This window comes from Bradyrhizobium sp. Kon37 (genome assembly GCF_055807535.1).
This window is the reverse complement of sequence record NZ_JBVVOY010000017.1, coordinates 127,871-153,763: the sequence shown is the minus strand read 5'-3', so window position 1 is coordinate 153,763 and position 25,893 is coordinate 127,871. Positions and strand designations below refer to the sequence as shown.

At 63.8% G+C, this 25,893-nt stretch carries 28 protein-coding genes and 1 tRNA gene; 17 read left to right on the top strand and 12 right to left on the bottom strand.

The genetic code is table 11. The annotated features are described in order from the left end of the window. Nucleotides 1-161: 161 nt before the first annotated feature. The 4 genes from AC0L3J_RS27025 (at nucleotide 162) to AC0L3J_RS27010 (ending at nucleotide 3,512) form a co-directional block, all read left to right on the top strand. Nucleotides 162-650, top strand: a complete 489-nt coding sequence (locus tag AC0L3J_RS27025) for a tellurite resistance TerB family protein (RefSeq protein WP_027566318.1) — start codon at nucleotides 162-164, stop codon at nucleotides 648-650. Nucleotides 651-876: 226 nt separating this feature from the next. Continuing rightward, on the top strand, nucleotides 877-1,656 hold the full coding sequence (locus tag AC0L3J_RS27020) for an SDR family NAD(P)-dependent oxidoreductase (RefSeq protein ID WP_473348901.1): 780 nt from the start codon (nucleotides 877-879) through the stop codon (nucleotides 1,654-1,656). Between the two features lie 127 nt (nucleotides 1,657-1,783). Further along, nucleotides 1,784-2,578: a glutamine amidotransferase gene (locus tag AC0L3J_RS27015; RefSeq protein ID WP_473348900.1), complete on the top strand. Its 795-nt coding sequence runs from the start codon at nucleotides 1,784-1,786 to the stop codon at nucleotides 2,576-2,578. A gap of 121 nt (nucleotides 2,579-2,699) precedes the next feature. After that, complete coding sequence (locus AC0L3J_RS27010; protein ID WP_473348899.1) at nucleotides 2,700-3,512, top strand: enoyl-CoA hydratase; 813 nt, start codon at nucleotides 2,700-2,702, stop codon at nucleotides 3,510-3,512. 124 nt (nucleotides 3,513-3,636) lie between these two features. Here AC0L3J_RS27010 and AC0L3J_RS27005 read toward each other — a convergent pair. Then, nucleotides 3,637-3,712 (bottom strand) — tRNA-Ala (locus tag AC0L3J_RS27005). 188 nt (nucleotides 3,713-3,900) lie between these two features. On the opposite strand from AC0L3J_RS27005, the gene AC0L3J_RS27000 reads away from it, so the two are divergent. The 3 genes from AC0L3J_RS27000 to AC0L3J_RS26990 are packed head-to-tail and all read left to right on the top strand — an operon-like array spanning nucleotide 3,901 to nucleotide 5,451. Next, nucleotides 3,901-4,191 (top strand): YggT family protein, encoded by a 291-nt coding sequence (locus tag AC0L3J_RS27000; protein WP_007598721.1) that lies wholly within the window; start codon nucleotides 3,901-3,903, stop codon nucleotides 4,189-4,191. Nucleotides 4,192-4,211: 20 nt separating this feature from the next. Further along, a complete protein-coding gene (locus AC0L3J_RS26995; protein ID WP_027566322.1) occupies nucleotides 4,212-4,556 on the top strand; it encodes a DUF167 domain-containing protein in 345 nt (114 codons plus the stop codon). A gap of 10 nt (nucleotides 4,557-4,566) precedes the next feature. Beyond that, a complete protein-coding gene (locus AC0L3J_RS26990; RefSeq protein ID WP_473348898.1) occupies nucleotides 4,567-5,451 on the top strand; it encodes a bifunctional methylenetetrahydrofolate dehydrogenase/methenyltetrahydrofolate cyclohydrolase in 885 nt (294 codons plus the stop codon). Between the two features lie 43 nt (nucleotides 5,452-5,494). Here the strand turns inward: AC0L3J_RS26990 and ppa are convergent, their stop codons facing one another. Further along, nucleotides 5,495-6,031, bottom strand: coding sequence for an inorganic diphosphatase (gene ppa / locus AC0L3J_RS26985; protein ID WP_456766858.1), 537 nt, complete (start codon nucleotides 6,029-6,031; stop codon nucleotides 5,495-5,497). 177 nt (nucleotides 6,032-6,208) lie between these two features. Then, a complete protein-coding gene (locus AC0L3J_RS26980) occupies nucleotides 6,209-6,718 on the bottom strand; it encodes a GNAT family N-acetyltransferase (protein ID WP_007598725.1) in 510 nt (169 codons plus the stop codon). Nucleotides 6,719-6,981: 263 nt separating this feature from the next. On the opposite strand from AC0L3J_RS26980, the gene AC0L3J_RS26975 reads away from it, so the two are divergent. The 4 genes from AC0L3J_RS26975 to AC0L3J_RS26960 are packed head-to-tail and all read left to right on the top strand — an operon-like array spanning nucleotide 6,982 to nucleotide 10,071. Beyond that, nucleotides 6,982-7,872: an alpha/beta hydrolase family protein gene (locus AC0L3J_RS26975; RefSeq protein WP_473348897.1), complete on the top strand. Its 891-nt coding sequence runs from the start codon at nucleotides 6,982-6,984 to the stop codon at nucleotides 7,870-7,872. Continuing rightward, nucleotides 7,869-8,336 (top strand): DUF2269 family protein, encoded by a 468-nt coding sequence (locus AC0L3J_RS26970; RefSeq protein ID WP_473348896.1) that lies wholly within the window; start codon nucleotides 7,869-7,871, stop codon nucleotides 8,334-8,336. Before AC0L3J_RS26975 ends, AC0L3J_RS26970 begins: the two co-directional genes overlap by 4 nt. Nucleotides 8,337-8,344: 8 nt before the next feature. Next, nucleotides 8,345-9,664 (top strand): DoxX-like family protein, encoded by a 1,320-nt coding sequence (locus AC0L3J_RS26965; protein ID WP_473348895.1) that lies wholly within the window; start codon nucleotides 8,345-8,347, stop codon nucleotides 9,662-9,664. After that, nucleotides 9,664-10,071: a thiol-disulfide oxidoreductase DCC family protein gene (locus AC0L3J_RS26960; RefSeq protein WP_473348894.1), complete on the top strand. Its 408-nt coding sequence runs from the start codon at nucleotides 9,664-9,666 to the stop codon at nucleotides 10,069-10,071. Before AC0L3J_RS26965 ends, AC0L3J_RS26960 begins: the two co-directional genes overlap by 1 nt. 91 nt (nucleotides 10,072-10,162) lie before the next feature. Here the strand turns inward: AC0L3J_RS26960 and AC0L3J_RS26955 are convergent, their stop codons facing one another. The 6 genes from AC0L3J_RS26955 to AC0L3J_RS26930 form a co-directional block, all read right to left on the bottom strand. Beyond that, nucleotides 10,163-11,407, bottom strand: a complete 1,245-nt coding sequence (locus AC0L3J_RS26955; protein WP_473348913.1) for a flavin monoamine oxidase family protein — start codon at nucleotides 11,405-11,407, stop codon at nucleotides 10,163-10,165. A gap of 125 nt (nucleotides 11,408-11,532) precedes the next feature. Beyond that, nucleotides 11,533-13,359, bottom strand: coding sequence for a translational GTPase TypA (typA, locus tag AC0L3J_RS26950; protein ID WP_007598731.1), 1,827 nt, complete (start codon nucleotides 13,357-13,359; stop codon nucleotides 11,533-11,535). 256 nt (nucleotides 13,360-13,615) lie between these two features. Then, the gene (locus AC0L3J_RS26945) at nucleotides 13,616-13,885 is read right to left on the bottom strand and encodes a hypothetical protein (protein WP_473348893.1); all 270 of its coding nucleotides are present in this window, start codon (nucleotides 13,883-13,885) and stop codon (nucleotides 13,616-13,618) included. Then, complete coding sequence (locus AC0L3J_RS26940) at nucleotides 13,882-15,312, bottom strand: radical SAM protein (protein ID WP_473348892.1); 1,431 nt, start codon at nucleotides 15,310-15,312, stop codon at nucleotides 13,882-13,884. Before AC0L3J_RS26940 ends, AC0L3J_RS26945 begins: the two co-directional genes overlap by 4 nt. Next, entirely contained in the window at nucleotides 15,293-16,009 is a 717-nt protein-coding gene (locus tag AC0L3J_RS26935) for a prolipoprotein diacylglyceryl transferase family protein (protein WP_473348891.1), read from the bottom strand. Before AC0L3J_RS26935 ends, AC0L3J_RS26940 begins: the two co-directional genes overlap by 20 nt. A gap of 80 nt (nucleotides 16,010-16,089) precedes the next feature. Further along, a complete protein-coding gene (locus AC0L3J_RS26930; RefSeq protein WP_473348890.1) occupies nucleotides 16,090-16,854 on the bottom strand; it encodes a Crp/Fnr family transcriptional regulator in 765 nt (254 codons plus the stop codon). A 155-nt stretch (nucleotides 16,855-17,009) separates the two neighbouring features. Between AC0L3J_RS26930 and AC0L3J_RS26925 the strand changes: the two genes are divergently transcribed. Continuing rightward, complete coding sequence (locus AC0L3J_RS26925) at nucleotides 17,010-17,411, top strand: response regulator (RefSeq protein ID WP_473348889.1); 402 nt, start codon at nucleotides 17,010-17,012, stop codon at nucleotides 17,409-17,411. Between the two features lie 10 nt (nucleotides 17,412-17,421). On the opposite strand, the gene AC0L3J_RS26920 is transcribed toward AC0L3J_RS26925, so the two are convergent. Next, nucleotides 17,422-18,963 carry an alkaline phosphatase D family protein gene (locus AC0L3J_RS26920; protein WP_473348888.1) on the bottom strand — a complete coding sequence of 514 codons (1,542 nt, stop codon included), beginning with the start codon at nucleotides 18,961-18,963 and terminating at the stop codon, nucleotides 17,422-17,424. A gap of 106 nt (nucleotides 18,964-19,069) precedes the next feature. Further along, a complete protein-coding gene (locus tag AC0L3J_RS26915) occupies nucleotides 19,070-20,515 on the bottom strand; it encodes a TAXI family TRAP transporter solute-binding subunit (protein ID WP_456766848.1) in 1,446 nt (481 codons plus the stop codon). Between the two features lie 154 nt (nucleotides 20,516-20,669). On the opposite strand from AC0L3J_RS26915, the gene AC0L3J_RS26910 reads away from it, so the two are divergent. Beyond that, nucleotides 20,670-20,972, top strand: a complete 303-nt coding sequence (locus tag AC0L3J_RS26910) for a 4a-hydroxytetrahydrobiopterin dehydratase (RefSeq protein WP_473348887.1) — start codon at nucleotides 20,670-20,672, stop codon at nucleotides 20,970-20,972. A 104-nt stretch (nucleotides 20,973-21,076) separates the two neighbouring features. Continuing rightward, complete coding sequence (locus AC0L3J_RS26905) at nucleotides 21,077-21,457, top strand: YkvA family protein (protein ID WP_473348886.1); 381 nt, start codon at nucleotides 21,077-21,079, stop codon at nucleotides 21,455-21,457. Nucleotides 21,458-21,636: 179 nt separating this feature from the next. On the opposite strand, the gene AC0L3J_RS26900 is transcribed toward AC0L3J_RS26905, so the two are convergent. Continuing rightward, nucleotides 21,637-22,611, bottom strand: coding sequence for an NADPH:quinone oxidoreductase family protein (locus AC0L3J_RS26900; protein ID WP_027566338.1), 975 nt, complete (start codon nucleotides 22,609-22,611; stop codon nucleotides 21,637-21,639). Between the two features lie 237 nt (nucleotides 22,612-22,848). On the opposite strand from AC0L3J_RS26900, the gene AC0L3J_RS26895 reads away from it, so the two are divergent. The 3 genes from AC0L3J_RS26895 to rlmN all read left to right on the top strand — a co-directional run bounded on the left by AC0L3J_RS26895 (nucleotide 22,849) and on the right by rlmN (nucleotide 25,875). Next, nucleotides 22,849-23,688, top strand: a complete 840-nt coding sequence (locus AC0L3J_RS26895) for an SDR family oxidoreductase (RefSeq protein WP_456766845.1) — start codon at nucleotides 22,849-22,851, stop codon at nucleotides 23,686-23,688. A gap of 117 nt (nucleotides 23,689-23,805) precedes the next feature. Further along, the gene (locus AC0L3J_RS26890; protein ID WP_473348885.1) at nucleotides 23,806-24,483 is read left to right on the top strand and encodes an invasion associated locus B family protein; all 678 of its coding nucleotides are present in this window, start codon (nucleotides 23,806-23,808) and stop codon (nucleotides 24,481-24,483) included. Nucleotides 24,484-24,672: 189 nt separating this feature from the next. Then, the gene (gene rlmN, locus AC0L3J_RS26885; protein WP_473348884.1) at nucleotides 24,673-25,875 is read left to right on the top strand and encodes a dual-specificity RNA methyltransferase RlmN; all 1,203 of its coding nucleotides are present in this window, start codon (nucleotides 24,673-24,675) and stop codon (nucleotides 25,873-25,875) included. The last annotated feature ends 18 nt before the right edge of the window (nucleotides 25,876-25,893 follow it).

The window sequence follows — 25,893 nt, the reverse complement described above, 5'->3', positions numbered from 1 at the left end:
GTGCGCACTTGCCTTGCCCCACTCTAAAATCACAGCACTCCAGATTGCCGAAACGTAATGCAGCGCGCGGAACTGACGCACGTTGCGCCGGTTGAGTTTCCTGCTCATATAATGCTGGTAGCGGCCGCGCTCCGCGGCTTCATCGATTTCGGTAGGACCTTATGCTCGACGGCCTGCGCCAATTCATCGCCGACATTGTTGCTCCCCATGCCCAGGACCGCGCATTCGGTGACAGTGATTACCGGCTGGCGGCGACCGCGCTGCTGGTTCACGTGATCTCGCTGGACGGCCAGCCGACGGCTGCCGAGCAGCGCAAATTGCACAGCCTGATCGAAAGCCACTTTGGGCTCGATCGCGGCACGGCGGATCGTCTGATCGCGGATGCGACGGAGGTCGAGGGCGAGGCGGTCGATCTCTATCACTTCACCAGCATCATGATGCGCTCGCTCGACGAAGAGGGCCGCAAGCGGGTCGTCCAGATGATGTGGGAGCTGGTCTACGCCGACGGCCAGGTCACCGAGTTCGAGGATAATGTGGTCTGGCGCGCCTCCGACCTGCTCGGGATCGCCCAGCGCGACCGCATCGACCTGAAGCACGCGGTCGCAGATCGTGCCGGTGGTCAGGTCAAGGACAGCGCGCTCGGTGGGTGATCTCTGCCAGCACCGCCAATTGACGGTTGTGGCGACACATGACGAAACTTTAATGTAGCCCCCGGCCGTCTCGACTCCGGATTCGTCCGTAAAATCCCGGGTTTTTTCGCCCCCTGTCACCCGCTCAAGTGGCCATGCTGTCAGCGCCGCTTGCCTGTCGCGCTAGGCCTATGCTCTGGTTCCAGCATTGCGGGGCCAAAAAACTTCAATTCAAGAGACTTCGATCGTGACTGAGCGGGTAACGTTGATCACCGGTGCCTCGGCGGGCATCGGCATGGAGCTGGCGCGTGTGTTCGCCGCGAACGGACATCGTCTTGCGCTGACGGCGCGACGCGCGGACCGGCTCGAGGCGCTTGCGAACGAGATCGCCGCCAAGGGCGGCAAGAAGGCGATCGTGATCGCCTGCGATCTCGAGGATGCGGAGGCCGGCGAGAAGATCGCGGCCGCACTCGTCGCCGAAGGCGTCGAGCTCGACAATCTCGTCAACAACGCCGGCTTCGGCGTGTTCGGTGACGCAATCGAGCGCGACCGCGTCGAGCAGCTCGGCATCGTCGATGTCAATGTCCGGGCCCTGACGGATCTGTCGCTGCGCTTTGCCGATCAGCTGATCAGGAACAAGGGCGGTCTTCTCAACGTCGGATCGGTCGCGGGCTATCTGCCCGGCCCCGGCATGGCCGTCTACTACGCGTCCAAGGCCTATGTCATTTCCTTCACCGAGGCCTTGCGGGCGGAGCTTGCACCGCACGGCGTTCGCGTCACCGTCCTTTGCCCGGGCCCGGTGCCCACCGAATTCCAGGCGCGCGCCGGCGTTGGGTCCGGCCATGATACGGCCCTTCTCAATGTTCCTGCCGCCGATGTCGCACGACAGGCCTATTGCGGGCTGATGGCCAATAAGCGGGCAGTGCTCCCTGGTCTGGGCATCAAGGTCGTGCCATTTGCGCTGCGCTTCTTCCCGCGCGGCTTCATCCTGTCGGCTACCAGCCGGTTTCAGAGGCAAAGACAGTAAAGAGAGCTCTCGGTCCGTCGTGGCCCGGAGCTTGCTTTCTATCGGGCGTGTGTGTGCGCAAACTCACACGAAATTAACGATCGCTTAGTTATGCTGGCGGTCTGAACCGATAGCACTCGCAAAGACCATGTCGTTCCGGACGAACAGGTTTGGTGGCGCAGAAGTGGTGCCCTTCCCTAGAGGGACGCCGAACGTCGCCGCCTCCGAAACCCGGTTGCCGGTTCTGATCATCCTGCATCAGGAATCCTCGACGCCCGGCCGCGTCGGCAATGCGCTGCGCGCGCTCGGCCATCGCCTCGACATCCGCCGTCCCCGCTTCGGCGATCCGCTGCCCGAGACCCTCGACCAGCATGCGGGCGCAGTGGTCTTCGGCGGTCCCATGAGCGCAAACGACCCCGACGACTACATCCGTCGCGAGATCGACTGGATCGAAATTCCGCTCCGCGAACAGCGGCCCTTTCTCGGCATCTGCCTCGGCGCGCAGATGCTGGCGAAGCAGTTAGGGGCCCGCGTCGCGCCGCATGCGGATGCGCTGACCCAGATCGGCTACTACCCGATCCGCCCGACACCCGCGGGACACGGGCTCTGCCCGAATTGGCCGGCGCGGGTCTATCATTGGCATCGCGAAGGCTTTGAATTGCCGGTTGGCGCCGAACTGCTTGCCGAAGGCGATGATTTTCCGGTGCAGGCATTCCGCACCGGCAACGCTTTCGGCGTGCAGTTTCATCCTGACGTGACCTACGCGATGATGCATCGCTGGACCACGCGCGGCTATGACGGCCTCAGCGCGCCCGGCGCGCGGCAGCTGCATCATCATTTCGCAGATCGTGCCGTCTACGATGCCGCCGAACGCGCCTGGCTCGATCACTTCATCGACGGCTGGCTGACGCGCCGACCGGTTCTGGCGCAAGCCGCCGAGTGATCGCGCCTTAGCAGGTCCTTAACGCAGGTTCTTGGCGCAAGCTCTTCTCATCCGTTTGTATGCTAGGCTCATTGTCAACGAGCGCGCGCGAACGCGTGCCGGCAAACAAAGGGAGAGCGCCATGGCCTACGAACACATTCTCTATGAGGTCAGCGACAAGGTCGCGACCATCACGCTCAACCGTCCCGACCGCATGAATGCGTGGACGCCCATCATGGAGCGCGACGTGCGCCATGCGATGGAAGCATCGAGCGCCGATGACAATGTCCGCGTCATCGTCATCACCGGCGCGGGCCGTGCCTTTTGCGCCGGTGCCGACATGGACGCATTGAAGGGGCTCGACCCCGATGATGTCGGGCGCGCGTCGAACCTGCCGCCCTTCGACATGAACCGGCGGCCCGATTGGCAGACGCGCTATGGCTTCTATCCGTCGATCGGAAAGCCTGTCATTGCCATGCTCAACGGCGCAACCGCCGGAATCGGCCTCGTCCACGCGCTCTATTGCGACCTGCGCTTTGCCGCCGACAACACGGTGTTCACGACAGCCTTCGCGAGGCGCGGATTGATCGCAGAGCACGGCATCAGCTGGATGCTGCCGCGAATCGTGGGCCACGCCAACGCGATGGATCTGTTGCTCTCGGCGCGGCGCGTTTCGAGTGACGAGGCGCTGCGGATCGGGCTGGTCAACCGGCTCTGCTCGCCGGAAAAACTCCGCGAGGAGACCTATGCCTATGCGCGCGACCTCGCCGATTTCGTCTCGCCGAGCGCGATGGCCGTGATCAAGCGGCAGCTCTACGAGGTGCCGTTCCAGACGCTGGCGGAGGCGACGATCGAAGCCAACCGGGACATGATGGTGGCGCTGAACGGCAGCGATTTCCGGGAGGGGGTCGCAAGCTTCGTGGAGAAGCGGCCGCCGAGATTTACGGGGAAGTGAAGTAGGGGGGATTCGGATGGAGCCCGCCGTCGCCCTTCGGGCTATGGCGGGGCAGCCTTCGCTCACTTCGCTGCGAGAGACCTTCCGGGCTTGCCTAGCCGTAGCTCGCGAAGCGAGCGAAGGCTGGTGGAGCCAGGCGGGATCGAACCGCCGACCTCGTCATTGCGAACGACGCGCTCTCCCAGCTGAGCTATGGCCCCTTTTGTAAGCCGCTCTGGTCAATGCGGCAGACAACCGGGCGCCATTTAAGTCCCCGCCAAGGTCAAGTCAAGGACGGCTGTAACCCGGTTTTAGCCATCCCGGCACCGACTTCCCTTGTTTGGACCGGGGGGAACCGATATCTAGCAAAAGACGTCAATCCCGACCGAAGCCAGAGTCTTTAAAAGCCATGCGTGCCGTTCTCGACATCGTCATCATCGTGCTCGACCTCTACGTCTGGCTGCTGATCGCGTCCGCGATCCTGTCCTGGCTGATCGCCTTCAACGTCGTAAACACCCGCAACCAGTTCGTGTCGGCGGTGGCGGAGTTCCTGTACCGAATCACGGAGCCGGTCCTGGCGCCGATTCGCAATTTCCTGCCCAGCCTCGGCGGCCTCGACATCTCGCCGATCATCCTGATCCTGCTCATCATGTTCATCGAGCGGGTGATCCTGTATTACATCTACCCGAACGTGATCTAAGCAGGCTGGAGCGCGCTGGGTTGCCAAAGAACCTTGTCATCAAGGAACCTTGGCGTTACGGGGCCGCAGGAATCAGCATCGCGCTGCGGGTGACGCCGCGCGGCGGCCGCGACGACATCGACGGGATCGAGCAGCTCTCCGATGGCCGCAGCGTGCTCAAGGTGCGTGTGCGCGCCATCGCCGATGGCGGCGAGGCCAACAAGGCCGTTCTGGTGCTGCTGGCGAAATCGCTGGGCGTGCCCAAGGCCAGCGTCAAACTCCTGTCGGGAGCGACCTCGCGGCTGAAGCAGATCGCGGTCGACGGCGATCCGGCGCGGCTCGGCGAAGCCCTGCGCCAGCTCGCATCAGCCAAATCGACGGACTGAGGAAATTGACATGACCGCCAAGATCATCGACGGAAAAGTCATCGCCACGGAACTTCGCGCCCGCGTCGCGGACGAGGTCGCACGCGTCAAACGCGAGCACAATCTGGTACCGGGCCTCGCGGTGGTCCTGGTCGGCAGCGACCCCGCTAGCGAAGTCTATGTCCGCTCGAAACACACCCAGACCCAGGCCGCCGGCATGGCCTCGTTCGAGCACAAGCTGCCGGCCGACGTCTCGCAGGCAGATCTCCTGGCGCTGGTTGCAAAACTCAACCGCGATCCCGCCGTGCACGGTATTCTGGTGCAATTGCCGCTGCCCAAGGGCCTCAACACCGAGGCCGTCGTCAATGCCATCGATCCCGCCAAGGATGTCGATGGGCTGCATCCGAACAATGCCGGCCGCCTCGCCGGCGGTTTTGAGGCGCTGTCGCCCTGCACGCCGCTCGGCTGCATCATTTTGACCAAGAGCGTGCATGCCTCGCTCGAAGGCATGAACGCCATCGTCATCGGCCGCTCCAACCTCGTCGGCCGCCCGCTGGTGCAGCTGTTGCTGAACGAGAACGCCACGGTGACCATCGCGCATTCGCGCTCGCGCGACCTGCCCGGGCTCGTCAAGCGCGCAGACCTCGTCTACGCCGCGGTCGGAAAGTCCGAGATGGTGCGCGGCGACTGGCTGAAGCCGGGGGCGACCGTGATCGACGTCGGCATCAACCGGATCCCGAAGTACGACGGAAAGACGCGTCTCGTCGGCGACGTTGCCTATCAGGAAGCGCTCGCTGTGGCTGGCGCCATCACGCCGGTGCCGGGCGGCGTCGGTCAGATGACTGTCGCCTGCCTGCTCGTGAACACGTTGCGCGCGGCCTGCGCGATTGCAGGGCTGCCGAAACCGGCGGTGTAGGTTTTCTTCACCTCGCCCCGCTTGCGGGGCGAGGGAGCAGAGCTCAGGCCTTCTTCTTCTTCTCGCGATCTATGCCTTCGAGGATCAGCTTGTGTGCATCCTCCGGGCCGCCCCAGCGCAGGATCTTCACCCACTTGCCGGGTTCGAGATCCTTGTAATGTTCGAAGAAGTGCTGGATCTGCTGGAGCGTGATGTCCGGCAGGTCGGAATATGACTTCACCTTGTCGTAGCGCTGGGTGAGCTTGGACGAAGGCACCGCCAGAATCTTCTCGTCACCGCCGGCCTCGTCTTCCATGAACAGAACGCCGACCGGGCGCACGCTCATGACCGCGCCTGGGATGATGGCGCGGGTGTTGATGATGAGGACGTCGCAGGGATCGCCGTCATCGGACAGCGTGTGCGGGATGAAGCCGTAGTTTCCGGGGTAACGCATCGGAGTGTAGAGGAAGCGGTCGACCACCAGCGTGCCGGCTTCCTTGTCCATCTCGTATTTGATCGGTTCGCCGCCCACGGGGACTTCGATGATGACGTTGATGTCGTTGGGTACGTTCTTCCCGATCGAGATCGCATCGATACGCATTCAAGGCTCCGTTGTTGCCGAGGTTAAATCGCACCCGGCAGCGATTTTGGCGCTGTCATACGCGGGCTTGGCCCGCTGATCCATCGCGTTTTTGTGAAATAATGAATCCGGCGATCACCGGCTCAAAAGGCAGCGGTATCGACGGAAGGGATATGCTGCCGGCCGGACTTCAGCAGCTCAATTGGTCCAAGCGAAGGCAACCTTGTCGAGCGATTTCGGCCCGAAACGCTCCGAGGAGCGCGCCACCATGCGGCCGCCCAGGGCGCGGTAGAACTCGGTGGCCGGATCGTTGTCCGAGAGCGCCCACACCACCATGCTTTTCAGGCCGCTCTGCATCAGGTCGCGGCGGGCCGCAGTGAACAGACGGCGGCCAAAGCCCAGACCCTGGAATTCGGGACGCAGATAGAGCTCGTAGACCTCGCCGTCGAAATGCAGGCTGCGGGCGCGGTTGCGGCCGTAATTGGCGTAGCCCGCGATCTTGTCGCCGAACACCAGCACGCTGACGCGGCTGCCCTTGCGGATCGCGCTGTCCCACCATTGCGGACCGCGGCGGTTGATCAGCTTTTCCAGTTCGGCGCCGGGAATGATGCCCTGATAGGCGGAGCGCCAGGCTTCGTCATGGGTGGACGCCACCGCAGTTGCATCTGCGGCTTTGGCCGGCCGGACCTCGATCAGGGTTGTGCTCATGGACGTGATCAAACCAAGTCGCCGCGCCGGCGGCAAGACCTATCCTTAATTATCGGTTAACCTGTGGACTTTCTGCATCAGTATTTGAACCATGTTGTACCGAAAAAAGACAAGACGCCGATTCGAATGGCACCGGGGTGCTCTGCGCCGGTGCAAAACTGCTTTGCGGCAACGAATGAACGGCAATGGCAACGCAGAAAGTCTGCCGATATTGATTCGTTCCTACTAGTGTGACCGTCGCAGTTTCTCGCCTCCGGCCATTCATGCGGCTTCTCAACATTCTCGTGCTTCCGGCTCTGCTGGCCTTGCTGACAGCGCCGCCTGTGTGCGCTCAGGTCATTTTTGGTTCGTCCGGAGCGGAGGGCGATCCGCTTCGCCGTCAGCAATGGCGCGTGCCGTCGCCGGATACCGACATCGCCGCTCATGCCCTGCTGTTTCGCCCGCCGGGTGCCGGCCCGTTCCGGCTTGCGGTGATCGCGCATGCCTCGACGCAAAATGGGTTGCGGCGCGCGCAAACGCCACAGCCGGAATACCGCGCACTCGCTGCGTTCCTCGTCGCGCGCGGCTTCGCCGTGCTGGTGCCGGAACGGCTCGGCCATGGCGTAACAGGCGGCCGCTATGTCGAGGACCAGGGTGGCTGCGACGATGCCGACTATTTGCGCTCGGGCCGCGCAACGGCCGACGAAATCGCGCTCGCGCTGGAGGATATGCGAAAGCAGGATTTTATCCGCAAGGACGCCGCAATCGTGATCGGACATTCCGCCGGCGGTTGGGGCGCGCTGGCGCTCGCGAATGCCGATCCGAAGGCGATCTCCGCCATCATCTCCATTGCGCCGGGCCGCGGCGGCCATGCCAATGACGAGCCGAACCGGATCTGCGCGCCGCATACGCTTCTCGCGGCGGCGGCTGAATTCGGCAAGGCCGCGCGCATCCCCGTCACATGGCTTGTTGCGGCCAATGACAGCTACTTTGCGCCGTCATTTTCGCTTGCGTTGGTCGATGCGTTTCGCGGCGGCAGTGGCAAGGTCGACTTCCGCACGACGCCGGCCGTCGGTAGCGAGGGCCACTGGATGATCGAAACCGAGGCCGGCGTCAAAGCCGCGAGTGCCGAACTCGATCGCGCGCTGAAGCCGGCGGCTGGCAAAAAGCCATGACGTTATATTTCCTCATCAAATATCTGCATGTGCTCGGCGCTATCGTCATCCTCGGTACCGGAACCGGTATCGCCTTCTTCATGCTGATGGCGCATCGCACGAACGACGTGGCGTTCATCGCGCGTACCGCTTCGGTGGTGGTGGTCGCGGATGCGATCTTCACGTTGTCCGCCGTGATCCTCCAGCCGGTCACGGGCGGCCTGCTGATGATGCTCTCGACAACGTCGGCCGCCGAGCGCTGGCTGCTCGCATCGCTTGCGCTCTACGCAATTGCTGGCTTGTTCTGGATCCCCGTGATCTTCATGCAGATCGAGATGCGCGATCTCGCGCGGAAGGCCGCCGAGCAGCGTGGCGCGCTTCCGGAGCGCTATTTCGTCCTGTTTCGCCGCTGGTTCGCGTTCGGTTTCCCCGGCTTCGGCGCCACGATGCTGATTCTCTGGCTGATGATCGCAAAACCGTTTTGAGGAAGGTCATGAGCCAGCGAACCATTCTCGTGCTCGGCGCCTCAGGCCTGATCGGCCGCTACGTCACCGACGATCTTCGCGCGCAGGGATTTCTCGTCGTCGGCGTGGCGCGCAGCCTGTCGCCCGCCCAGAAGATGTGCGCGCTGGACATCGAGCAATCGATCCTCTCGCTCGACGTAGCCGCGCTGACGCATCTCCTTGGTGAGCACGCGGTCGACGTCGTCGTGAACTGCCTCGGCGTGCTCCAGGACGGTCCCGGCAGCGATACCAACGCGGTGCATCGCGATCTCGTTGTACGATTGCTTCAGGCGATTGGCGGCAGCGATCGTGCGATCCGGCTGGTGCACATCTCGATTCCCGGGACCGCGGGCGAGGATCGAACCGCGTTTGCAACGACAAAGCGCGAGGCCGAACGTTTGATCGCGGCTTCCGGCATTCCCCACGCCATCCTGCGGCCTGGTTTCGTGGTCGCGCCGTCGGCCTATGGCGGCAGTGCGATGCTCCGCGCGCTTGCGGCCTCCCCGCTCAACCTGCCGGAGAAGGAGATGGCGAAGCCGTTCCAGCCCGTTGCTGTCGAGGATATTTCCGCCACCATTGCCTGGCTTGCCGCGCGCGATATCGACGACGCATCGGTGAAGGCCGTGAACTGGCACCTGATGCAGGTCGAACCGATCACAATGGCTGGCGTCATCGAGCAGTTTCGTATCGCATTCGGCACGGCCGGCTGGCTGCGCGTCGCGATGCCGTCCTTACTGCTCGATCTCGGCGCGAAAGGCAGCGACGTCGCCAACTATCTTGGCTGGATGCCGCCGATGCGCTCCACGGCCATCGCCGAGCTGCGCCGCGGCGTGAGCGGTGATCCCTCGGCGTGGATCGCCGCCACGGGCATCGTGCCGAAATCACTGGCTCAGACGGTCGGCCGCCACCCCGCCACGATCCAGGATAAGTGGTTCGCGCGGCTGTTCCTGGTCAAGACGCTGATCTTCGCCAGCCTTGTCGCGTTCTGGTGCGTCTCAGGCTTCATCGCGTTGTTCGTGTCCTATCGTGCCGCGGCCGGCATCCTGACTGCGCACAATTTTCCCTCGGCGCTGGTCGATCCCATCACAATCGGCACCAGCCTGATGGACATGAGCATTGGCGTGCTGATCGCCTTCCGCCGCACCGCCGCGATCGGACTCGTTGCGGGCATCATGGCTTCGCTCGGCTATATGTTTGGTGCCGCGATCCTGACGCCGGATCTCTGGATCGAGCCGCTCGGTGCACTGGTGAAGACGGGACCGGCGATCGTGCTGATGTTTGTCGCGCTTTTGATGTTGGACAATCGCTGATGCCCAAATGGCCTGACGATGACGTCATCCTGTTCGACGGCGTCTGCATCTTCTGCTCGCGGTGGGTGCGGTTCGTCGCCAAACGTGATACGGCGAAGCGATTTCGCTTCACGCCGATCCAATCTGACTATGGCGCCCGGCTCGCACGCACGTTCGGCATCGATCCCGCTGATCCCGACACCAATGCCGTGGTTCATGGCGGCGCGGCGTTCATGAAATCCGACGCTGCGCTGACGGTGCTGTCGCAGCTCCCTGGTTGGAGCTGGGTGCGCGCGTTGTTCGCCGTGCCCAAAGCGTTGCGCGACGCGGTGTACGGCCTCATTGCGCGCAACCGCTACCGCATTTTTGGCAAGTACGATGCGTGCTTCGTGCCTGATGCCGAATTAAGGGCGCGGGTGATCGAGTAATTCGTCATTGCGAGCGCAGCGAAGCAATCCTGGCTGCCGCTGCGGAAAGATTCTGGATTGCTTCGCTGCGCTCGCAATGACGAGCGTGCGGTTACGGTTTGCCCAGAACGCCCAGCATTTCCCTCGCCGCCCGCTCCCCTGAGTCCCTCGCGCCATGCGCCGTGGAGAAAAAGTTCGGCGACGTCGCTTCTCCTGCAAAGAACAGCCGCCCATCGACCGGTGCGGCCAGTACGGCGCGATCGCCGGCGTGGCCTGGCAGCGCGTGCGAATAGGAGCCTCTTGCGAAGGGGTCGTGCGCCCAGCGCGACGCGTAGAGCGGCTTCAGCTTTCGCCTGATGTCGTTGCCGAGCAAGCCTGCGATCTCGTCGATGCTTTGCGCGGCAAGAGCGCCTTCGCCGGCATCTTCCAGCTCGCGCGCAAAGCTGCCGCCGAAAAAGCCTTCGATACAGGGCTGGCCAAACGGGCGGATATGATAGGTGCCCATGTCGGTGCGCATGGTGGCGCCGCGCAAATTACCATTTTTGGGGAAGGCTTCGGCACCGTCGAGCGCCAGCGTCACCTTGTCGTCGACCCCGAGCGGCAGGCCGGCTGCGGCATCGACCTTGGTGCGCAAGGCAGGCGAGAAGCGGATCGCTTCGTCGGCGATGAGATTGGTCGGCACGGTGACGATCACCTTGTCGGCGGTCAGCGTGCCCTGCGATGTCTCGATGCGGATGCGCTGGCGGGAATGATCGATCAGCGCGACGTTACAGTTCAGCGCCACCGGGCAGGGCGCGCCATAGGCCGCGATCAGAGCGCCATAGCCGCGGCGGACGCGCCAGTTGAGGTCACTGTCCTCATAGGCGTCCCAGTCCAGCGTCGACATGTCCTTCAGTTCGCAACCGTTGATGTAGGTCGAGATCGCGTCGATCATGGGATTCCAGCGATTGCCCGGCTCCAGGCTCAAGCTCGCGGGGACATCCTGGTCCTTCTGGGCAGTCTTCCACAGCCGCTGATAGAAGGCGTCCATCGCGCGCATGAAATCGTCGCGCTCGGCTTTCGGAAACGCGTTGCCATAGGCGCGCTCGCGCCAGGGCGGCAGGTCCTTGTTGACCTCGAAACCGAGCTGTTTCGCAATCGCGACAAAGGAGTTGTTGTCCGCCGAATGCAGCCAACCGCAGCCGACGTCGAAGGTGACTTCGGGCGAGGCCTGCACCGTCCAGGCTCGGCCGCCGAGCCGGTCGCGCGCCTCGAGCACGATCACGGAGAGGCCGGATCCTGCCAGCGCATGCGCCGCGCCGAGGCCGGCGGCGCCCGCACCGATGATCGCGACGTCGACGGAGGAGGGAAGGGACATAGCGGTCAATTTCATCGTCATGCCCGGGCTTGTCCCGGGCATCCACGTCATTGACACCAGTATCGAAGACGTCAATGGCCGGGACAAGCCCGGCCCTGACGCATTCGTCGTGTGTCCGAGTGGCCTTAAGCCACCGCTTCCTTGGACTTTTCCGCGCGCTTGCGCTCGTTCGGGTCGAGGTGCCGCTTGCGCAGGCGGATCGACTTCGGCGTGATCTCGACCAGCTCGTCGTCCTCGATATAGGCCAGCGCCTTTTCCAGGGTCATGCGGATCGGCGGGGTCAGGCGCACCGCTTCATCCTTCGACGTGGTTCGGATGTTGGTGAGCTGCTTGCCCTTGAGCACGTTGATCTCGAGGTCGTTGTCGCGGGTATGCTCGCCGACGATCATGCCCTTGTAGACCTTCCAGCCCGGCTCGATCATCATCGGGCCGCGATCTTCCAGCTTGAACATGGCGTAAGCCACCGCTTCGCCCTGGTCGTTGGAGATCAGCACGCCGTTGCGGCGGCCCTGGATCTCGCCCTTGTACGGCGCGTAGCCGTGGAACAGACGGTTCATGATCGCGGTGCCGCGGGTGTCGGTGAGCAGTTCGCCCTGGTAGCCGATCAGGCCGCGGGTCGGCGCGTAGAACACCAGGCGCAAACGGTTGCCGCCGGACGGCTTCATCTCGATCAGCTCGGATTTGCGCTCGCTCATCTTCTGCACGACGACGCCGGAATGCTCCTCGTCGACGTCGATGACGACTTCCTCGATCGGCTCCAGCGTGGCGCCGGTGGCCTCGTCCTTCTGCAGCACGACGCGCGGACGCGACACCGAAAGCTCGAAGCCTTCGCGGCGCATGGTCTCGATCAGGATCGCAAGCTGCAATTCGCCGCGGCCCGAGACTTCCATCGCGTCCTTGTCCGAGGCTTCGACCACGCGCAGCGCGACGTTGCCTTCGGACTCGCGCAACAGGCGGTCGCGGATCATGCGACTGGTCACCTTGTCGCCTTCGGTGCCGGCGAGCGGCGAGTTGTTGACGATGAAGGACATCGACACGGTCGGCGGGTCGATCGGCTGCGCCACCAGCGGGGTGTCGACCGACGGATCGCAGAAGGTGTCGGCGACGGTGCCCTTGGTCAGGCCGGCGATCGCGACGATGTCGCCTGCCTCGGCTTCGTCGAGCGGGGTGCGCTCGATGCCGCGGAAGGCGAGGATCTTGGTGATGCGGCCGGTCTCGATGGTCTTGCCATCGGCGCCCAGCACCTTCACGGCCTGGTTCGGCTTGATCGAACCGGAAGAGATACGTCCGGTGATGATGCGGCCGAGATAGGGGTTGGCTTCGAGAATGGTGCCGATCATGCGGAACGGGCCTTCCTCGACGGTCGGCGGCGCGACATGGCGCACGATCAGGTCGAACAGCGGCTGCATGCCGGCTTCGTGCGACCCATCCGGGCTCTCGGCCATCCAGCCCTGCTTGGCCGAGCCGTAGAGGATGGGGAAGTCGAGCTGCTCCTCGCTGGCATCGAGCGCCGCGAACAGGTCGAACACCTCGTTGATGACTTCGGTCGCCCGCGCGTCGGGACGGTCAACCTTGTTGATCACGACGATCGGCTTCAAACCGACCTTGAGCGCCTTGGAGACCACGAATTTGGTCTGCGGCAGCGGGCCTTCGGCGGCGTCGACCAGCACCAGCGCGCCGTCCACCATGTTGAGGATGCGCTCGACCTCACCGCCGAAATCGGCGTGGCCGGGGGTGTCGACGATGTTGATGCGAGTGTCCTTCCACTGCACCGAGGCCGCCTTGGCCAGAATGGTGATGCCGCGCTCGCGCTCCAGATCGTTGGAGTCCATGGCGCGCTCGGTCACCTTCTGGTTCTCGCGATAGGTGCCGGATTGCTGGAGCAGGCGGTCGACCAGGGTCGTCTTGCCGTGGTCGACGTGGGCGATGATGGCGATGTTGCGAAGGTTCATGAGTGAGCTTCTTTGCGGTCGGACAATGGGTTAAGCGCGATCTCGCCGGTCAGACCGGGACCTCTTCTCGAAACAACGCTTGAAGACTGGAAACGGGGCGCTTTCCGCCCAAAAGGGAAAGCCCGGCATATCGACCGGGCACCCTACGCGTTGCGGCGCAATATAGGCAAAAACGGCCAAAAAACAATGTGTTCTTTGGCCGTTGGTTGATTGAATTTTGTCCGGGGATTCCCGGGGGTTAGGCGAAAAGCCCGGCTCAGCCGCGCCGGCCCTTGATGGCGGCCCAGATCAGGGCGACCCCGCCCAGCCCCACGACCAGGCCCAGGAACACCAGGGGCGCGACGTCGGAATCGATCCGGCCTCTGTCGGATATGGATATTCCGCCGAACAGGAGTGCACAGGCGCCGGGTAGCAGCAGGACGATCCCGAAGATCGCCATGAGCGCGGTCAGGCAGCCGCTGCGCTTGTTCGGCGGAGCAGGAGGCGGTCCCGGCGGGGCTGGCGGCGGCGTGTCGCTGATGCTCATGCCTGCAGGGCTCCTTCGGTTGACTGCGCCGCCAGTTCGGCACGGATGCCGTCGATCTTTCCGTTCCGGTAGAACAGATTGTAGGTGTCGAACGGGATGATCGCGCCGTTCTCGGTGACGAAATGGATGCAGCTGCGCTTGACGTTGCCGACGCAGAAATTGAAGCGGTCGAGAAACTGCACGATGGTGACGCGGAATACGTTCTCGTACGTGATTCCCTGCGGCACCTCGAAGCTCGGCAGGCAGCACAGCAATTCGCAGACGCGCTCGCTGGTGTTCAGCGGTCCCGAGGACAGCGAAAACAGGTCGATGAATTTCTCCCTCAGCGCCGGATGCTTCTCCGGGCTTATCGTATTGGGCAGCAATGCGACGAGTTGCTCCTGCGGGATCAGCGAGGTCAGCGGCAGCACTTTCTCGCCGTTGCGCAGGCCGTAGCCGATCGAGATGCTTTCGGGGTTGCAGGGCAGCGGGATCATGTCCTTGTCGCCGAACACCCCGGTTTCGACCACGCGCTTGCGGATCTCCGACAGCATGATGCGGTCGGTGTTCTTGTCGAAATTCTCGTTGCGGCCGGCATCCTGCACCGGCTGCAGCGTGACGCCGCGCACGCATTTCCAACTCAGCGCGTGGCGAACGATGTCGCCGATCTCGGCATCGTTGACGCCGCGCTTGATGGTCGCGACCAGCGTGGTCGACACGCCGTAATGCTCGAGATTTTCCAGCGCCTGCTGGCGAATCTTGCGCAAATCCGCGCCGCGCAGATTGATCAGTGCGTCGCGTTCGAGCGAGTCGAACTGGAGATAGACCTCGAGCCCGCGCTTGTTCTCGGCGAGCCGCGCCACGAAATCCTTTTCGCGGGCGATACGCAGGCCGTTGGTGTTGATCATGACATGGCGGATCGGGCGGGCGCGCACCGCATCGAGGATCGCGAAGAAATCCGGATGCAGCGTCGGCTCGCCGCCGGAGATCTGCACGAGGTCAGGCTCGCCTTCGCTCGCGACCAGCGCGTCCAGCATTCGCTCGATCTTGGGCAGCGGCGTGAAGCTGGTCCGCGCCGGCGAGGAATCGGCAAAGCACACCGGGCAGGTCAGATTGCAATGCTCGGTGATCTCGATCAGCGCCAGGCAGGAATGCTGCTCGTGGTCGGGGCACAAGCCGCAATCGTAGGGGCAGCCGAATTCGGAATGCCGTTGAAAGGCGAGCGGCCGGTCGCCGGGCTTGATGAAATCCTTGCACAGGCGCCAATAGGCTGCGTCGGTCGACACCAGCGTGGACTGGACGCCATGCTCCTTGCAGCGCTTCTCGTACCAGACCTCGTTGTCGAGGATCTGGATCTTGGCCGGCACCAGCTTCAGGCAGGTCTCGCAGAGAGATTGGGTCTGGCCCCAGAAAATATAGGGACGCGACTTACGCAATGGCGCGTTCATGCATGGGTCTCGCTTTGGGCGCCGTCGCCAGCATGACGAGGGCGTAGAGCAGGATGGACAGCGACAGCAGGTGAAACAGCGTGAAGGGACCGATCAGCGTGCCATAGGGCTTGAGGAATTCCCACAGGAAGCGCTGTGCGCCATAGTAGACGAGGACGAGGTAGAAACCATTGGTGATCACAAACGCGCTCCGGTTCAAGACCGCCAGCACGTAGAGCAGCGCGAAGACGCCCATCGCGGCGCTTTCGTAGAGCTGCACGGGATGTCGAAGGATGCCGTCGCCGAAATCATGGCCCCAGAGCCATGCCGTCGGCGTGCCGTAGGTGAAATCGTCAAGGCCCGCGAAATAGCAGCCGAGCCGGCCGATCGCGATGCCGATCGCCAGCGGCAGCGCAAAACGGGCGCCGGTTCGTACCGTGATCCCTGCGGACCATTTGTAGAGCTCGATCGCCGCGATGCCCCCGGCGAGCGCACCTTCCACGGAGCGCGCGATGCCGCTCTGGCTCGACAGCCACAGATTGGCGGAGCCGAACAGATAGGCGCCGAGGCCTGCACCGAACACCAAAGCGGCGAGGTAGGACCGCTCGAATGATTGCGCCGGAAACCGCAAGCCCTGTCGCGACAGCCAGTAGAGCGCCACGGCCGCAGCCAGCCACGCTGCGATGTCGAAGAGAGTGTGAAGGAAAGCCCCGCTCATGCGGGGGACATTAGCCCAGGTTCCCGCCCGGCGGGATAGTGCGGCCGCTTCTTATCCCCGAAGAGGAGCGAGGCAGGCAGCTAGCCGGCTTGCCGCTCTTCGGTCGGATAGACGCCGCGCAGCACCTCCTCGAAGTGCAACTTCACGGCCTCGTTGCACAGGCAGGCGCGCAGGCGCAGGCCCTCGCGGTTGCGGACCAGGATCGATCCGCGCCGCGTGTCGAGCACGCCCTCCGCCTTGAACGACTGGAGCACGCGGCTGGCATAGCTGCGGCCGACGCCGAGCAGCGTCGCGAGCTGTTCGTGTGTCAGCGGCACGCTGCTCTCGTCGCCGGTCCGCTCCATCGCCGCCAGCATCCATTTGGCGGTGCGCTGCTCGATCGAGTGAATGGCGTTGCAGGCGGTGGACTGGAAGATCTGCGCCAGCATGCAGTCGGCGTAGCGAGCGAAGACATGGCGCAACGAGGACGAGCGCTGCTTGGCGGCCTCCAGTTTGCTGACGTGAATTCGCGCAAACGGTCCGCCGAATTTCACGCAGATCCGGGTGTAGGCCGGCAGATAACCCTCGCTGACGATGCCGCCCACCGCGCCTTCGCGGCCGACCAGGATGGTCTCGACATCGCGACCGTCCTCATTTGGAACGAGGAAGGTTGCAAGCGATGGTCCGCAGGGAAAGTGGACCACCTGGACGTCGTCGCCGGGGTTGTAGAGCAGTTCATTCGCCGCGGCGCTTTCGAGCATGACATGCGGCGCAAGCAGGGCGAAGTCGGCCGGGCTCAAGCGCCGCAGCAGATTGTTGGTCGGCCGGCTGTCGATCTCGGTGGCGTTGCTGGTCCGCGCGTCCATCTCAAACTCCCATCCGCCTCCACATTAGCGAGTTCCGACGAGGTCCTGTGTGCACAAGTAGACAGACCCGATAACTGTGATGTGGTGGTTTCGTTCCGGGAACCCTCCGCGCGGATACAGACGTCGTGACCCGGTATCCCAGTCAGAGAAACCTCATGCTCCACGTTACGATGATGGCACCCGCTGTTTCCAATGGTTCAAATTGTCCCGCCGATGTCCTCATCGTTGAGGACGATCCGATCATCGCCATCGACTTCGAGGATCGCCTGCTCGGATTTGGCGTGAAGAGCGTCCGCACGGTCGGTTCAGTGGCGCAGGCGCTGGCCGTCATCGCGGCGCGCGCCCCCGAATTCGCCTTGCTCGACGTCGGGTTGAGTCGCGAGAACAGCTTTGCGGTCGCCGAACGGCTCGCGGCCCTGAAAATTCCGTTCGTCTTCGTCACCGGCTACGGCGCTGACGCGCGCATCCCGCCGGAATTCGCCAGCCAGCCGCGTCTGCAGAAGCCGTGTTCGAGCGACGCGCTGGAGGCGGCGCTCCAGCTCCGCGCGGCGGACTAGCGATACGGCGTCAGGCCTGTTTCGGATCGAGCGTGGTTGACCACAGCGCGACGTCGGCGCGGTCGCGCAAGGTCACCGTCATTTGGCCGGAAGCGCCGTCGATCTTGACGTGACCGAAAAACTGCATGCCGGCGGACGGCGGCAGGTTCTGGTTGTCTTTCCCCGGCGCCTTGACGAAACGCACCTCCGGCCCAAACGTATTGTCGAGCGCGTTCGGACCGAATGTGCCTGCGTGAAGCGGGCCCGACACGAACTCCCAGAACGGCTCGAAATCCTGGAATTGCGCCTTGTTCGGATCGTAATAGTGCGCGGCGGCGTAATGCACGTCCGCCGTCAGCCACACGGTGTTGCTGACCGGCGCCATCTTGATGAAACGCAGGATATCGGCGATCTCGAACTCGCGGCCGCGCACCGGGCCGTCGCCCTGCGCAATGGCTTCCGATCCACCCTTTGCCGTATCTGACACGACGAGGCTGAGCGGCATGTCGGAGGCGATCACCTTCCAGGTCGCGCGCGAATTCAACAGGCCGCGCTTGAGCCAGGCGATCTGGTCCGGGCCGAGGAAATAGCTGGCCGGGCCGTAAGCGGTTTCGAGGTTGGGGCCGTTCGGGCCGCGATAGCTGCGCTCGTCGAGCACGAACACGTCGAGATGGGGGCCATAGGAAATCTGGCGATAGACCCGGCCGGGCTCGACGATGCTCTCGCGCATCGGATACATCTCGTGGAAGGCACGGCCTGCGCGGGCCGCAAGCAGTGCGATATCGCGCTCCTTGTAGGTCGCCGGCAGCTCCTTCGAAAGCGACCAGTTGTTGGTCACCTCATGGTCGTCCCACTGCACGAAGATCGGCACTTCGGCATTGAAGGCGCGAAGATTCTCGTCAGTGAAATTGTATTTGTGCGCGGCGCGGTACTCGTCCAGCGTCTCTGCAACCTTGGCCTTTTCGGGGATCGTGACGTTCTTCCAAATCTTGCCGTCGGCGAGCTTCACCTCGGGCTGGATAGGGCCGTCGGCATAGATGGTGTCGCCGGAGTGCAGGAAGAAATCCGGACGGTGCTTGCGCATCGCCGAGAAGGTGAACATGCCGCCGTCATCGGGATTGATGCCCCAGCCTTGTCCTGCGACATCGCCGCCCCAGACGAAGCTGACGTCGCGGCGGTCGGCGGGCGCGGTGCGGAAGCGGCCGGTTACCGGCTCGCCCTCCACCGCGGTGTGCGAAAGATCGCGGAAGCGGACGCGATAAAAGATGTCCTGTCCGCCGGGCAGGTTTTCGATCAGCATCTTCGCGGTGAAGTCGCTCTCGGGCAGCGCCGCGATCGGCGGCAGTGCGCGGGCATCCCTGAACGACTCCGTCGTCGCCACCTCGACCAGCATCTGCGCGGGCCGGTCGGTGCGCGCCCAGACCACGCCGCTGTCGACGGTGACGTCGCCCGACTGCACGCCGTGGGTCACCGCCGGCCGGTCGGCCGCGCGGGAGAGATGGGGCATTGCGACCGCGCCGAGCGCGCCGGCACTGGTCGTCAGGAAACGGCGGCGGGAGAATTTGATGTTCATGAAGACGGTCCCGATATCGCGTGTGGCGATCGCCCTGGGCGGCCGCCACGGTGAAGCCTGACGCTATATTGAGACAATGTGACGCAGCGATTACGCGCGCAAGCGCTTACGCGTTGCCGGCGGCCCGGAATTGGGCACCGGCGCGCTGCAGGTTCTGCGGCAGGCTGAACAGCACCGCCTTGCGGTCGGCAACCGCCGCATGAAACTGGTCGAGCGCGATGTTGAAGGCGGTCAACGCACCTTCCTCGATCGCGCCGTGGTCGTAGCAGCGCAGCGTATCGCGCAGGATCTCGTCGGCCTCGGTCTGCATCTGATCGAGATCTTCGGTCGTTTCGCTTTTTCGAGCGGCGGTAATCATGTCGAGCAGCCGCTCGCGCAGATGGCTGTTGTTGTCGCGTTCGTCCTTCTTCAGATAGCCCGCAAACCAGGCGCCGATCGAGCCCATGGCGGAGAGCGCCATCAGGGTCCACCAGATGTAGTCGCTGTATTTGTCGAGGAAGGTCTTTTCTTCGCCGTCGACGAAAGCGGCGGCGCCCGGATGCACGGGAATCACCGCATCCTTGTCGGTGTCGGGCGTTTCGATCTTCGCCGCCAGCGGGAATTCCGTCACCAATTGCTGGCGTACGGCGAAAAGCTGGCGCGTGAACGCCGCGATGGTGGTTTCGGACACAGCCTTGCGCGCCACGATGTGGTGCGAGAAGCTGATGGTCTTGACCTCGTCATCGGGACGATCCGGCGAGCCGCCGTAAGTGCCCGCGGGAATCTCGGCCGCTTCATAGACCGGATGATTTTGCGCAATCGCATCGGCGGAATCGATCGCGAGGAAAGTCGGCGTGCCGAACTCCTTGGCCGAAGTGGCGATCGCGTCCGCAGTGATCTTGCTGTTGACGGGACCGGCCGCGAGATAGGCATCGACCTTCTGCGACTTGATCGCCTCGGCAACTTCATTGGCCGGGAATTGCACGATCTCGACCTTGGCGGGATCGACACCGTATTGCTGCAGGATCACCTTGAGCAAATTGACGTTGGCCTGGGTGCGGCCAACCACGCCGACCCGATGTCCGGCGAGCTGCGCGATCTTGGTGATCTTCGCGCCCTTCTTCTTGCCTTTGACGGGTATGGACCACAGCACCACGACATTCTTGCGCAGGGTCGCAACGGCTTGCGCGTTTTTCGGCACGTCGAGATCGCCGCGCACGATGGCGAGGTCGGCCTTGCCTTCCGCGAGCAGATTGGCGCTGGCGGTGGCGCCGTCGGTCTGGATCGGCCGCAACCGCACAGAACTCTTATGCTGCGCGAAGGCCTGTGTCAGTGCCTGCACGACCTTGACGTCGTCGCTGTTGGCGGGCCCGACCGCGATCTTCAGCGTCACCGGCCGCATGGCAAAATAGTAGCCGCCGGCGAGCGCGCCAACGATCGCGAGCACCAGCGCGAGAGTCACGAGCGCCGTCTTCCGCGCCGATGATCGCGGCGAGGGCGGGGTGGGCGCTTCGGCCAGGTCCAATCCCCCGGTCATCGATCTCCCGAACAGTCGCTTGAGGCTCAGTTTCATCTTGGCCGGCGATTTACGCCCGCAAGTGTAGCAAATTTCTTGTCCGGCAGGGTTACATCTCCGTCATGGTTAGCGGATGGGGTCTAATCCCGTATGAACCCGGGGCGTCAGTGCGGTGTTAGGGTAAAGTTCCCCTAAAAGGACGGAGGCGACGATGGCAGAACGGCTCTCGGCGGAGGCGCGCAGGCAGGCGCTGGGCGGACTACCTGGCTGGACCGAGGTTCAAGGACGCGACGCGATCGGGAAAACCTTTGTCTTCAAGGATTTCAACGAGGCGTTCGGATTCATGACGCGCGCGGCGCTGGTCGCCGAGAAGATGGACCACCACCCCGAATGGCGCAATGTCTACAAGACGGTGGAGGTGGTGCTGTCGACTCATGACGCCGGCGGCGTCACCGCGCTGGACATCGAGCTCGCCAGGGCGATGAACGCCATCGCCAAGCTGACACCAGGCTGACGCCTTGCGGGGACCGGTCGAGTCCCCATCTTGTGATCAGCACGGGATGCGGCGATCTGCCATCCCCGATGCCGCCCTTGGCTGGAACGGGGAGTTTGTCGAACATGGCTGCCGAACACAGCGTCGGTTTCGAGCCGGCCGACCGGCTCGCGGAAGATCGTGAGAGCGTGCGGCGCCGCTTCTGGCGCAAGCTGAAGCGTGTCGCCGCGCATCTGCCGTTCGCCGAGGACCTGCTCGCCGCCTATTACTGCGCCTTCGACCGGCAGACGCCGCGCCATGTCCAGGCCTCGCTGCTCGGGGCGATCGCCTATTTCATCCTGCCGTTCGACTTCGTTCCCGACGTGATGCCGATCCTCGGCTTCACCGATGACGCCGCCGTGCTCGCCACTGCGATCCGCATGGTCGCCAGCCACATCACGAACGAGCATCGCGAAGCCGCCCGCGCCGCGCTGAAGCGCGGGGTGGATGAGGGGGACGCGCACTAGCAGCGCGCCGCTCCAACTCCAACGTCGTCCTGGCGAAAGCCAGGACCCATTACCCCAGAGAGGAGTTTGGCGAAGACTCGTCGCTCGGTACGATGACCGGGCGCGACCGATAGATTCCGCGGTATGGGTCCTGGCTTTCGCCAGGACGACTCGGGGAGAGAGCCTTCGCTACCCCTCCCTCACGGACGCAAAATCACCTTGCCCATGGCCTGACGCCCCGCCAGCACCTTCAGCGCATCCGCCGTCTGCGCCAGCGGGAAGACGCGATCGACATGCGAGGAGATCTTTCCTTCCGCTGTCCACTTCACGAGCTTCTCGAGATTGGCGCGGTTCTTTTCCGGGTTGAGCCGGGTCCAGGCGCCCCAGAACACGCCGCGGATATCGCAGCCCTTCAGCAGCGCGAGGTTCAGCGGCATCTTTGGGATGTCGCCGGCGGCAAATCCGATCACGAGGAAGCGGCCTTCCCAGGCAATCGAGCGCAGCGCCTGCTCGGCATACGTACCACCAACCGGATCGAAGATGATGTCGACGCCCTTGCCGCCGGTGAGCTTCCGCAAGCCTTCCTTCAAATCTTCCTTGCCGTAATTGAGCGTGAGTTCTGCGCCGTGCGCCTTCGCGAATTCGAGCTTCTCGTCCGACGAGGCGCAGGCGATCACCTTCAGGCCCATCAGCTTGCCGAGCTCGCACGCGGCAAGTCCGGTGCCGCCGGCGGCGCCGAGCACCGCGAGCGTCTCGCCCGGCTTCGGGCTCGCGCGATCTTCCAGCGCATGCAGCGCGGTGCCGTAGATGATGATGATACCGGCCGCGCGGTCATAATCGAGATTGTCGGGGATCTTCACGATCGATGCAGCCGGCAACGCGATCTTTTCGCGCGCGCCATTGTGGCCACAGGAGGCAACGACGCGATCGCCGACCTTCAGATCGGTCACGCCGGGGCCGATGCTCTCGATCACGCCAGCCACTTCGGCGGCCGGCGAGAACGGGAACGGCGGCTTGATCTGGTACTTGCCCTGGATCATCAGGATGTCGAAAAAATTCAGCGCCGCAGCCTTGATCGCGATCACGGCTTCGCCGGGACCGGCCACCGGATCCGGCACGTCGGCCAGAACGAGATCGTCGGGCTGGCAATATTGCGAGCAGAGGATGGCTTTCATGGCGGCACCTTCTTGAGAAGTGAAGTACTGGGCGTTTCGAGTGGATTTATAGTTTGCCCGTTTCTGCCGGATTTAGGTGCGGGCGACAATCCGGTTTCTTTGTCTATTAGACCGCACCGGCCTATCCTCTCGTCATTGCGAGCGCAGCGAAGCAATCCAGAATCCGTGCCGCGGAAATAGCCTGGATTGCTTCGCTTCGCTCGCAATGACGGAAGAAGAAAAGGGAGGATTCAAACCATGTTTGAAACAGGCCTGCTCAAGGACAAGCGCATCCTCGTCACCGGCGGCGGTTCGGGCCTTGGCGCCGCGATGGGACGCCGCTTCCTCACGCTCGGTGCCGAGCTCGTGATCTGCGGCCGCAAGCTCGATCGGCTCGAAGCGGCGGCGAGCGAGATGCGCGAAGAGACCGGCGGCAAGGTCACGACGATCGCCTGTGATATCCGCGACGGCACCGCCGTCGAGAGCATGATGGACGCCATCTGGCGCGAGGCGCCGCTCGATATCCTCGTCAACAACGCGGCTGCGACTTTCATTGCGCAGAGCGAGCATCTCTCATTCCGCGCCGCGGATGCGATCCTCGCGCCGACGCTGCATGGTGCGATGTATTGCACGCTTGCCGCGGGCAAGCGCTGGATCGACGGCAAGCATGGCGGTGTCGTTCTCTCAATTCTCTCGACCTCGACCATCACCGGCCGCGCCTTCACCGTGCCGTCGGCGATGGCGAAGTCGGCCGTGCTGGCGATGACCAAAAGTCTCGCCGTGGAATGGGGCCCGAAGGGCATCCGCACCGTCGCGATCGCGCCGGGACCATTCCCGACCGCCGGCGCCTCGGGCCAGCTCCGCCCCGAAGGTCGCGACGAAGGATGGGCCGCGCGCAACCCGATGGGACGCGCCGGTGAGCACGGCGAGCTTGCCGACCTCGCCAGCTTTCTGGTCTCCGATCGTGCCGGCTACATCAACGGCGAGATGGTGGTGATCGACGGTGGCGCGCATTTGCGCAGCTCCGGCGCCGAGGATTTGTTGCGCTGGACCGACGCGCAATGGGCGGAGCAGCGTGCGGCGCGATCCAGGGCCTAGTCGCCGCGAACTTCGCTAACTGCCTTCCCAAATTGGACTTTCCCGGCTATCCCTGCCGCGGGGACAATGCGCGACCGGGCCATCTTCCAGTCACAATATTGAGGGAACCACTCCAGCATGTGGCGGGTGCTGATTTTAGCTTTGATGACGGGCGTGGCGGCCTGTGGGATCATCGATTCCGCGCGGGCGCAGACGGCGCAACCTGCGCCCAAGGCTGCACCGAAAGAGGCTGCACCGAAAGAGCCCGCGCCGAAACCGGCTGCGCCGGTGGCCAATACCACTGGAAAGACGGTTGCCAAGCCCGAGAGCAAACCGGCGACCCCGCACGCGGCGGTTGCGGGCGGCGCCGAGCCAACCCTGATCGGTCAGTTCGGCACCTGGGGCGCCTATTCGGCCGCGCCCAATGGCAAAAAGGTCTGCTTCGCGCTGGCCAAGCCGTCGTCGTCGAAGACCAACCCGCCGAATCGGCCGCGCGATCCTGCCTATGCCTTCGTCTCCACCCGCCCGGCGGAGAAGGTCAACAACGAAGTCTCGGTCATGATCGGCTACGCGCTGAAGCCGGGCTCTGAATCCTCGGTCGAGGTCGGCGGCGCCGCGTTCGCCATGTACTCGCAGGGCGACGGTCTCTGGATCAAGAACGCGGCCGAGGAAGAGCGGATGGTCGAGGCCATGCGCAAATCCGCCGATCTCGTGGTCAAGGGCATCTCGTCCAAGGGGACCGAGACGACCGACACCTTCTCGCTGAAGGGCCTCGCCCAGGCGCTTGACCGGATCTCCCAGGATTGCAGGCGTTAAGCCTGCGGTCGATAAGGTCGCAATCGGCGGTTCCGGTTGCTATATAGGGCGCGTTCCAGATTTTCTCCTGTCATTCCGGGGTGATGCGGAGCATCGAACTATGGTGCGCAATTGCGCACCTGAGAATCTCGCGGTTCCGGGTCCGGTCCTTCGGACCATCCCGGAACGACCACCTGATCAGGCCATTCCATGCAACCGATGACCGAGCCGCACAACGCAACGCTGGTGGAGAAGACTCCGCTCGAAACCTATGTGCCGCCGGCGAAGCCCTCGCTGATCGGCCTGTCGCGCACCGAGCTTGCCGATCGTCTCGGCGAGATCGGCGTTGCACCGGCGCAGCGCAAGATGCGTGTGCAGCAGCTGTGGCACTGGATGTATTTCCGTGGCGCCCAGAATTTCGAAGAGATGACGTCGGTCTCGAAGGGCATTCGCGCCGAACTCGCGCAACATTTCACCGTTGACCGGCCCGAAGTCGTGGCCGAGCAGATCTCCAACGACGGCACCCGCAAATGGCTGCTGCGGCTGCCGAGCGGCGACAATGTCGAGCGGGCGCATGAAGTCGAGTGCGTCTACATCCCCGAAACCGATCGCGGCACTCTGTGTGTGTCCTCCCAGGTCGGCTGCACGCTGAACTGCTCCTTCTGTCACACCGGCACGCAGCGCCTGGTGCGCAACCTCACCGCCGGCGAGATCGTGGGACAGGTGATGGTCGCGCGGGATCGTCTGAACGACTGGGCCGATCGCGAAGACGGTACGCGTCGCGTCACCAACATCGTGATGATGGGCATGGGCGAGCCGCTCTACAATTTCGACGCGGTGCGCGATGCGCTGCTGATCGTCGGCGACAACGAAGGCATCGGCATCTCCCGCCGCCGCATCACGCTGTCGACTTCGGGCGTGGTGCCGAACATCGTGCGCGCGGGCGAGGAGATCGGCGTGATGCTCGCGATCTCGCTGCATGCGGTGCGCGACGAGCTGCGTAACGAGCTGGTGCCACTCAACCGCAAATATCCGATCAAGGAATTGCTGCAGGCCTGCCGCGATTATCCCGGCGCCTCAAACGCGCGCCGCATCACCTTCGAATATGTGATGCTCAAGGGCGTCAACGACTCGCTCGACGACGCCAAGCTGCTGGTGAAGATGCTCAAGGGCATTCACGCCAAGATCAATCTGATCCCGTTCAACCCCTGGCCCGGCACCGCCTATGAATGCTCGGACTGGGACCAGATCGAGAAATTCTCGGAGTACGTCTTCAACGCCGGCTATTCCTCGCCGGTGCGCACCCCGCGCGGCCGCGACATCCTCGCCGCCTGTGGCCAGCTCAAGTCGGAGACGGAAAAGCTCTCCGCCAGGGAACGCCAGACGCTGCGGGCCATGGCGATGACGGATTGATGATGGCGGCGGTCGCGC

Coding starts and splice junctions, on each gene's coding strand:
- AC0L3J_RS27025 (WP_027566318.1), top strand. CDS start 162: ATGCTCGACGGCCTGCGCCAATTCATCGCCGACATTGTTGCTCCCCAT.
- AC0L3J_RS27015 (WP_473348900.1), top strand. CDS start 1,784: ATGTCGTTCCGGACGAACAGGTTTGGTGGCGCAGAAGTGGTGCCCTTC.
- AC0L3J_RS27010 (WP_473348899.1), top strand. CDS start 2,700: ATGGCCTACGAACACATTCTCTATGAGGTCAGCGACAAGGTCGCGACC.
- AC0L3J_RS27000 (WP_007598721.1), top strand. CDS start 3,901: ATGCGTGCCGTTCTCGACATCGTCATCATCGTGCTCGACCTCTACGTC.
- AC0L3J_RS26990 (WP_473348898.1), top strand. CDS start 4,567: ATGACCGCCAAGATCATCGACGGAAAAGTCATCGCCACGGAACTTCGC.
- ppa (WP_456766858.1), bottom strand. CDS start 6,031: ATGCGTATCGATGCGATCTCGATCGGGAAGAACGTACCCAACGACATC.
- AC0L3J_RS26980 (WP_007598725.1), bottom strand. CDS start 6,718: ATGAGCACAACCCTGATCGAGGTCCGGCCGGCCAAAGCCGCAGATGCA.
- AC0L3J_RS26975 (WP_473348897.1), top strand. CDS start 6,982: ATGCGGCTTCTCAACATTCTCGTGCTTCCGGCTCTGCTGGCCTTGCTG.
- AC0L3J_RS26970 (WP_473348896.1), top strand. CDS start 7,869: ATGACGTTATATTTCCTCATCAAATATCTGCATGTGCTCGGCGCTATC.
- AC0L3J_RS26965 (WP_473348895.1), top strand. CDS start 8,345: ATGAGCCAGCGAACCATTCTCGTGCTCGGCGCCTCAGGCCTGATCGGC.
- AC0L3J_RS26960 (WP_473348894.1), top strand. CDS start 9,664: ATGCCCAAATGGCCTGACGATGACGTCATCCTGTTCGACGGCGTCTGC.
- AC0L3J_RS26955 (WP_473348913.1), bottom strand. CDS start 11,407: ATGTCCCTTCCCTCCTCCGTCGACGTCGCGATCATCGGTGCGGGCGCC.
- typA (WP_007598731.1), bottom strand. CDS start 13,359: ATGAACCTTCGCAACATCGCCATCATCGCCCACGTCGACCACGGCAAG.
- AC0L3J_RS26945 (WP_473348893.1), bottom strand. CDS start 13,885: ATGAGCATCAGCGACACGCCGCCGCCAGCCCCGCCGGGACCGCCTCCT.
- AC0L3J_RS26940 (WP_473348892.1), bottom strand. CDS start 15,312: ATGAACGCGCCATTGCGTAAGTCGCGTCCCTATATTTTCTGGGGCCAG.
- AC0L3J_RS26935 (WP_473348891.1), bottom strand. CDS start 16,009: ATGAGCGGGGCTTTCCTTCACACTCTCTTCGACATCGCAGCGTGGCTG.
- AC0L3J_RS26930 (WP_473348890.1), bottom strand. CDS start 16,854: ATGGACGCGCGGACCAGCAACGCCACCGAGATCGACAGCCGGCCGACC.
- AC0L3J_RS26925 (WP_473348889.1), top strand. CDS start 17,010: ATGCTCCACGTTACGATGATGGCACCCGCTGTTTCCAATGGTTCAAAT.
- AC0L3J_RS26920 (WP_473348888.1), bottom strand. CDS start 18,963: ATGAACATCAAATTCTCCCGCCGCCGTTTCCTGACGACCAGTGCCGGC.
- AC0L3J_RS26915 (WP_456766848.1), bottom strand. CDS start 20,515: ATGAAACTGAGCCTCAAGCGACTGTTCGGGAGATCGATGACCGGGGGA.
- AC0L3J_RS26910 (WP_473348887.1), top strand. CDS start 20,670: ATGGCAGAACGGCTCTCGGCGGAGGCGCGCAGGCAGGCGCTGGGCGGA.
- AC0L3J_RS26905 (WP_473348886.1), top strand. CDS start 21,077: ATGGCTGCCGAACACAGCGTCGGTTTCGAGCCGGCCGACCGGCTCGCG.
- AC0L3J_RS26900 (WP_027566338.1), bottom strand. CDS start 22,611: ATGAAAGCCATCCTCTGCTCGCAATATTGCCAGCCCGACGATCTCGTT.
- AC0L3J_RS26895 (WP_456766845.1), top strand. CDS start 22,849: ATGTTTGAAACAGGCCTGCTCAAGGACAAGCGCATCCTCGTCACCGGC.
- AC0L3J_RS26890 (WP_473348885.1), top strand. CDS start 23,806: ATGTGGCGGGTGCTGATTTTAGCTTTGATGACGGGCGTGGCGGCCTGT.
- rlmN (WP_473348884.1), top strand. CDS start 24,673: ATGCAACCGATGACCGAGCCGCACAACGCAACGCTGGTGGAGAAGACT.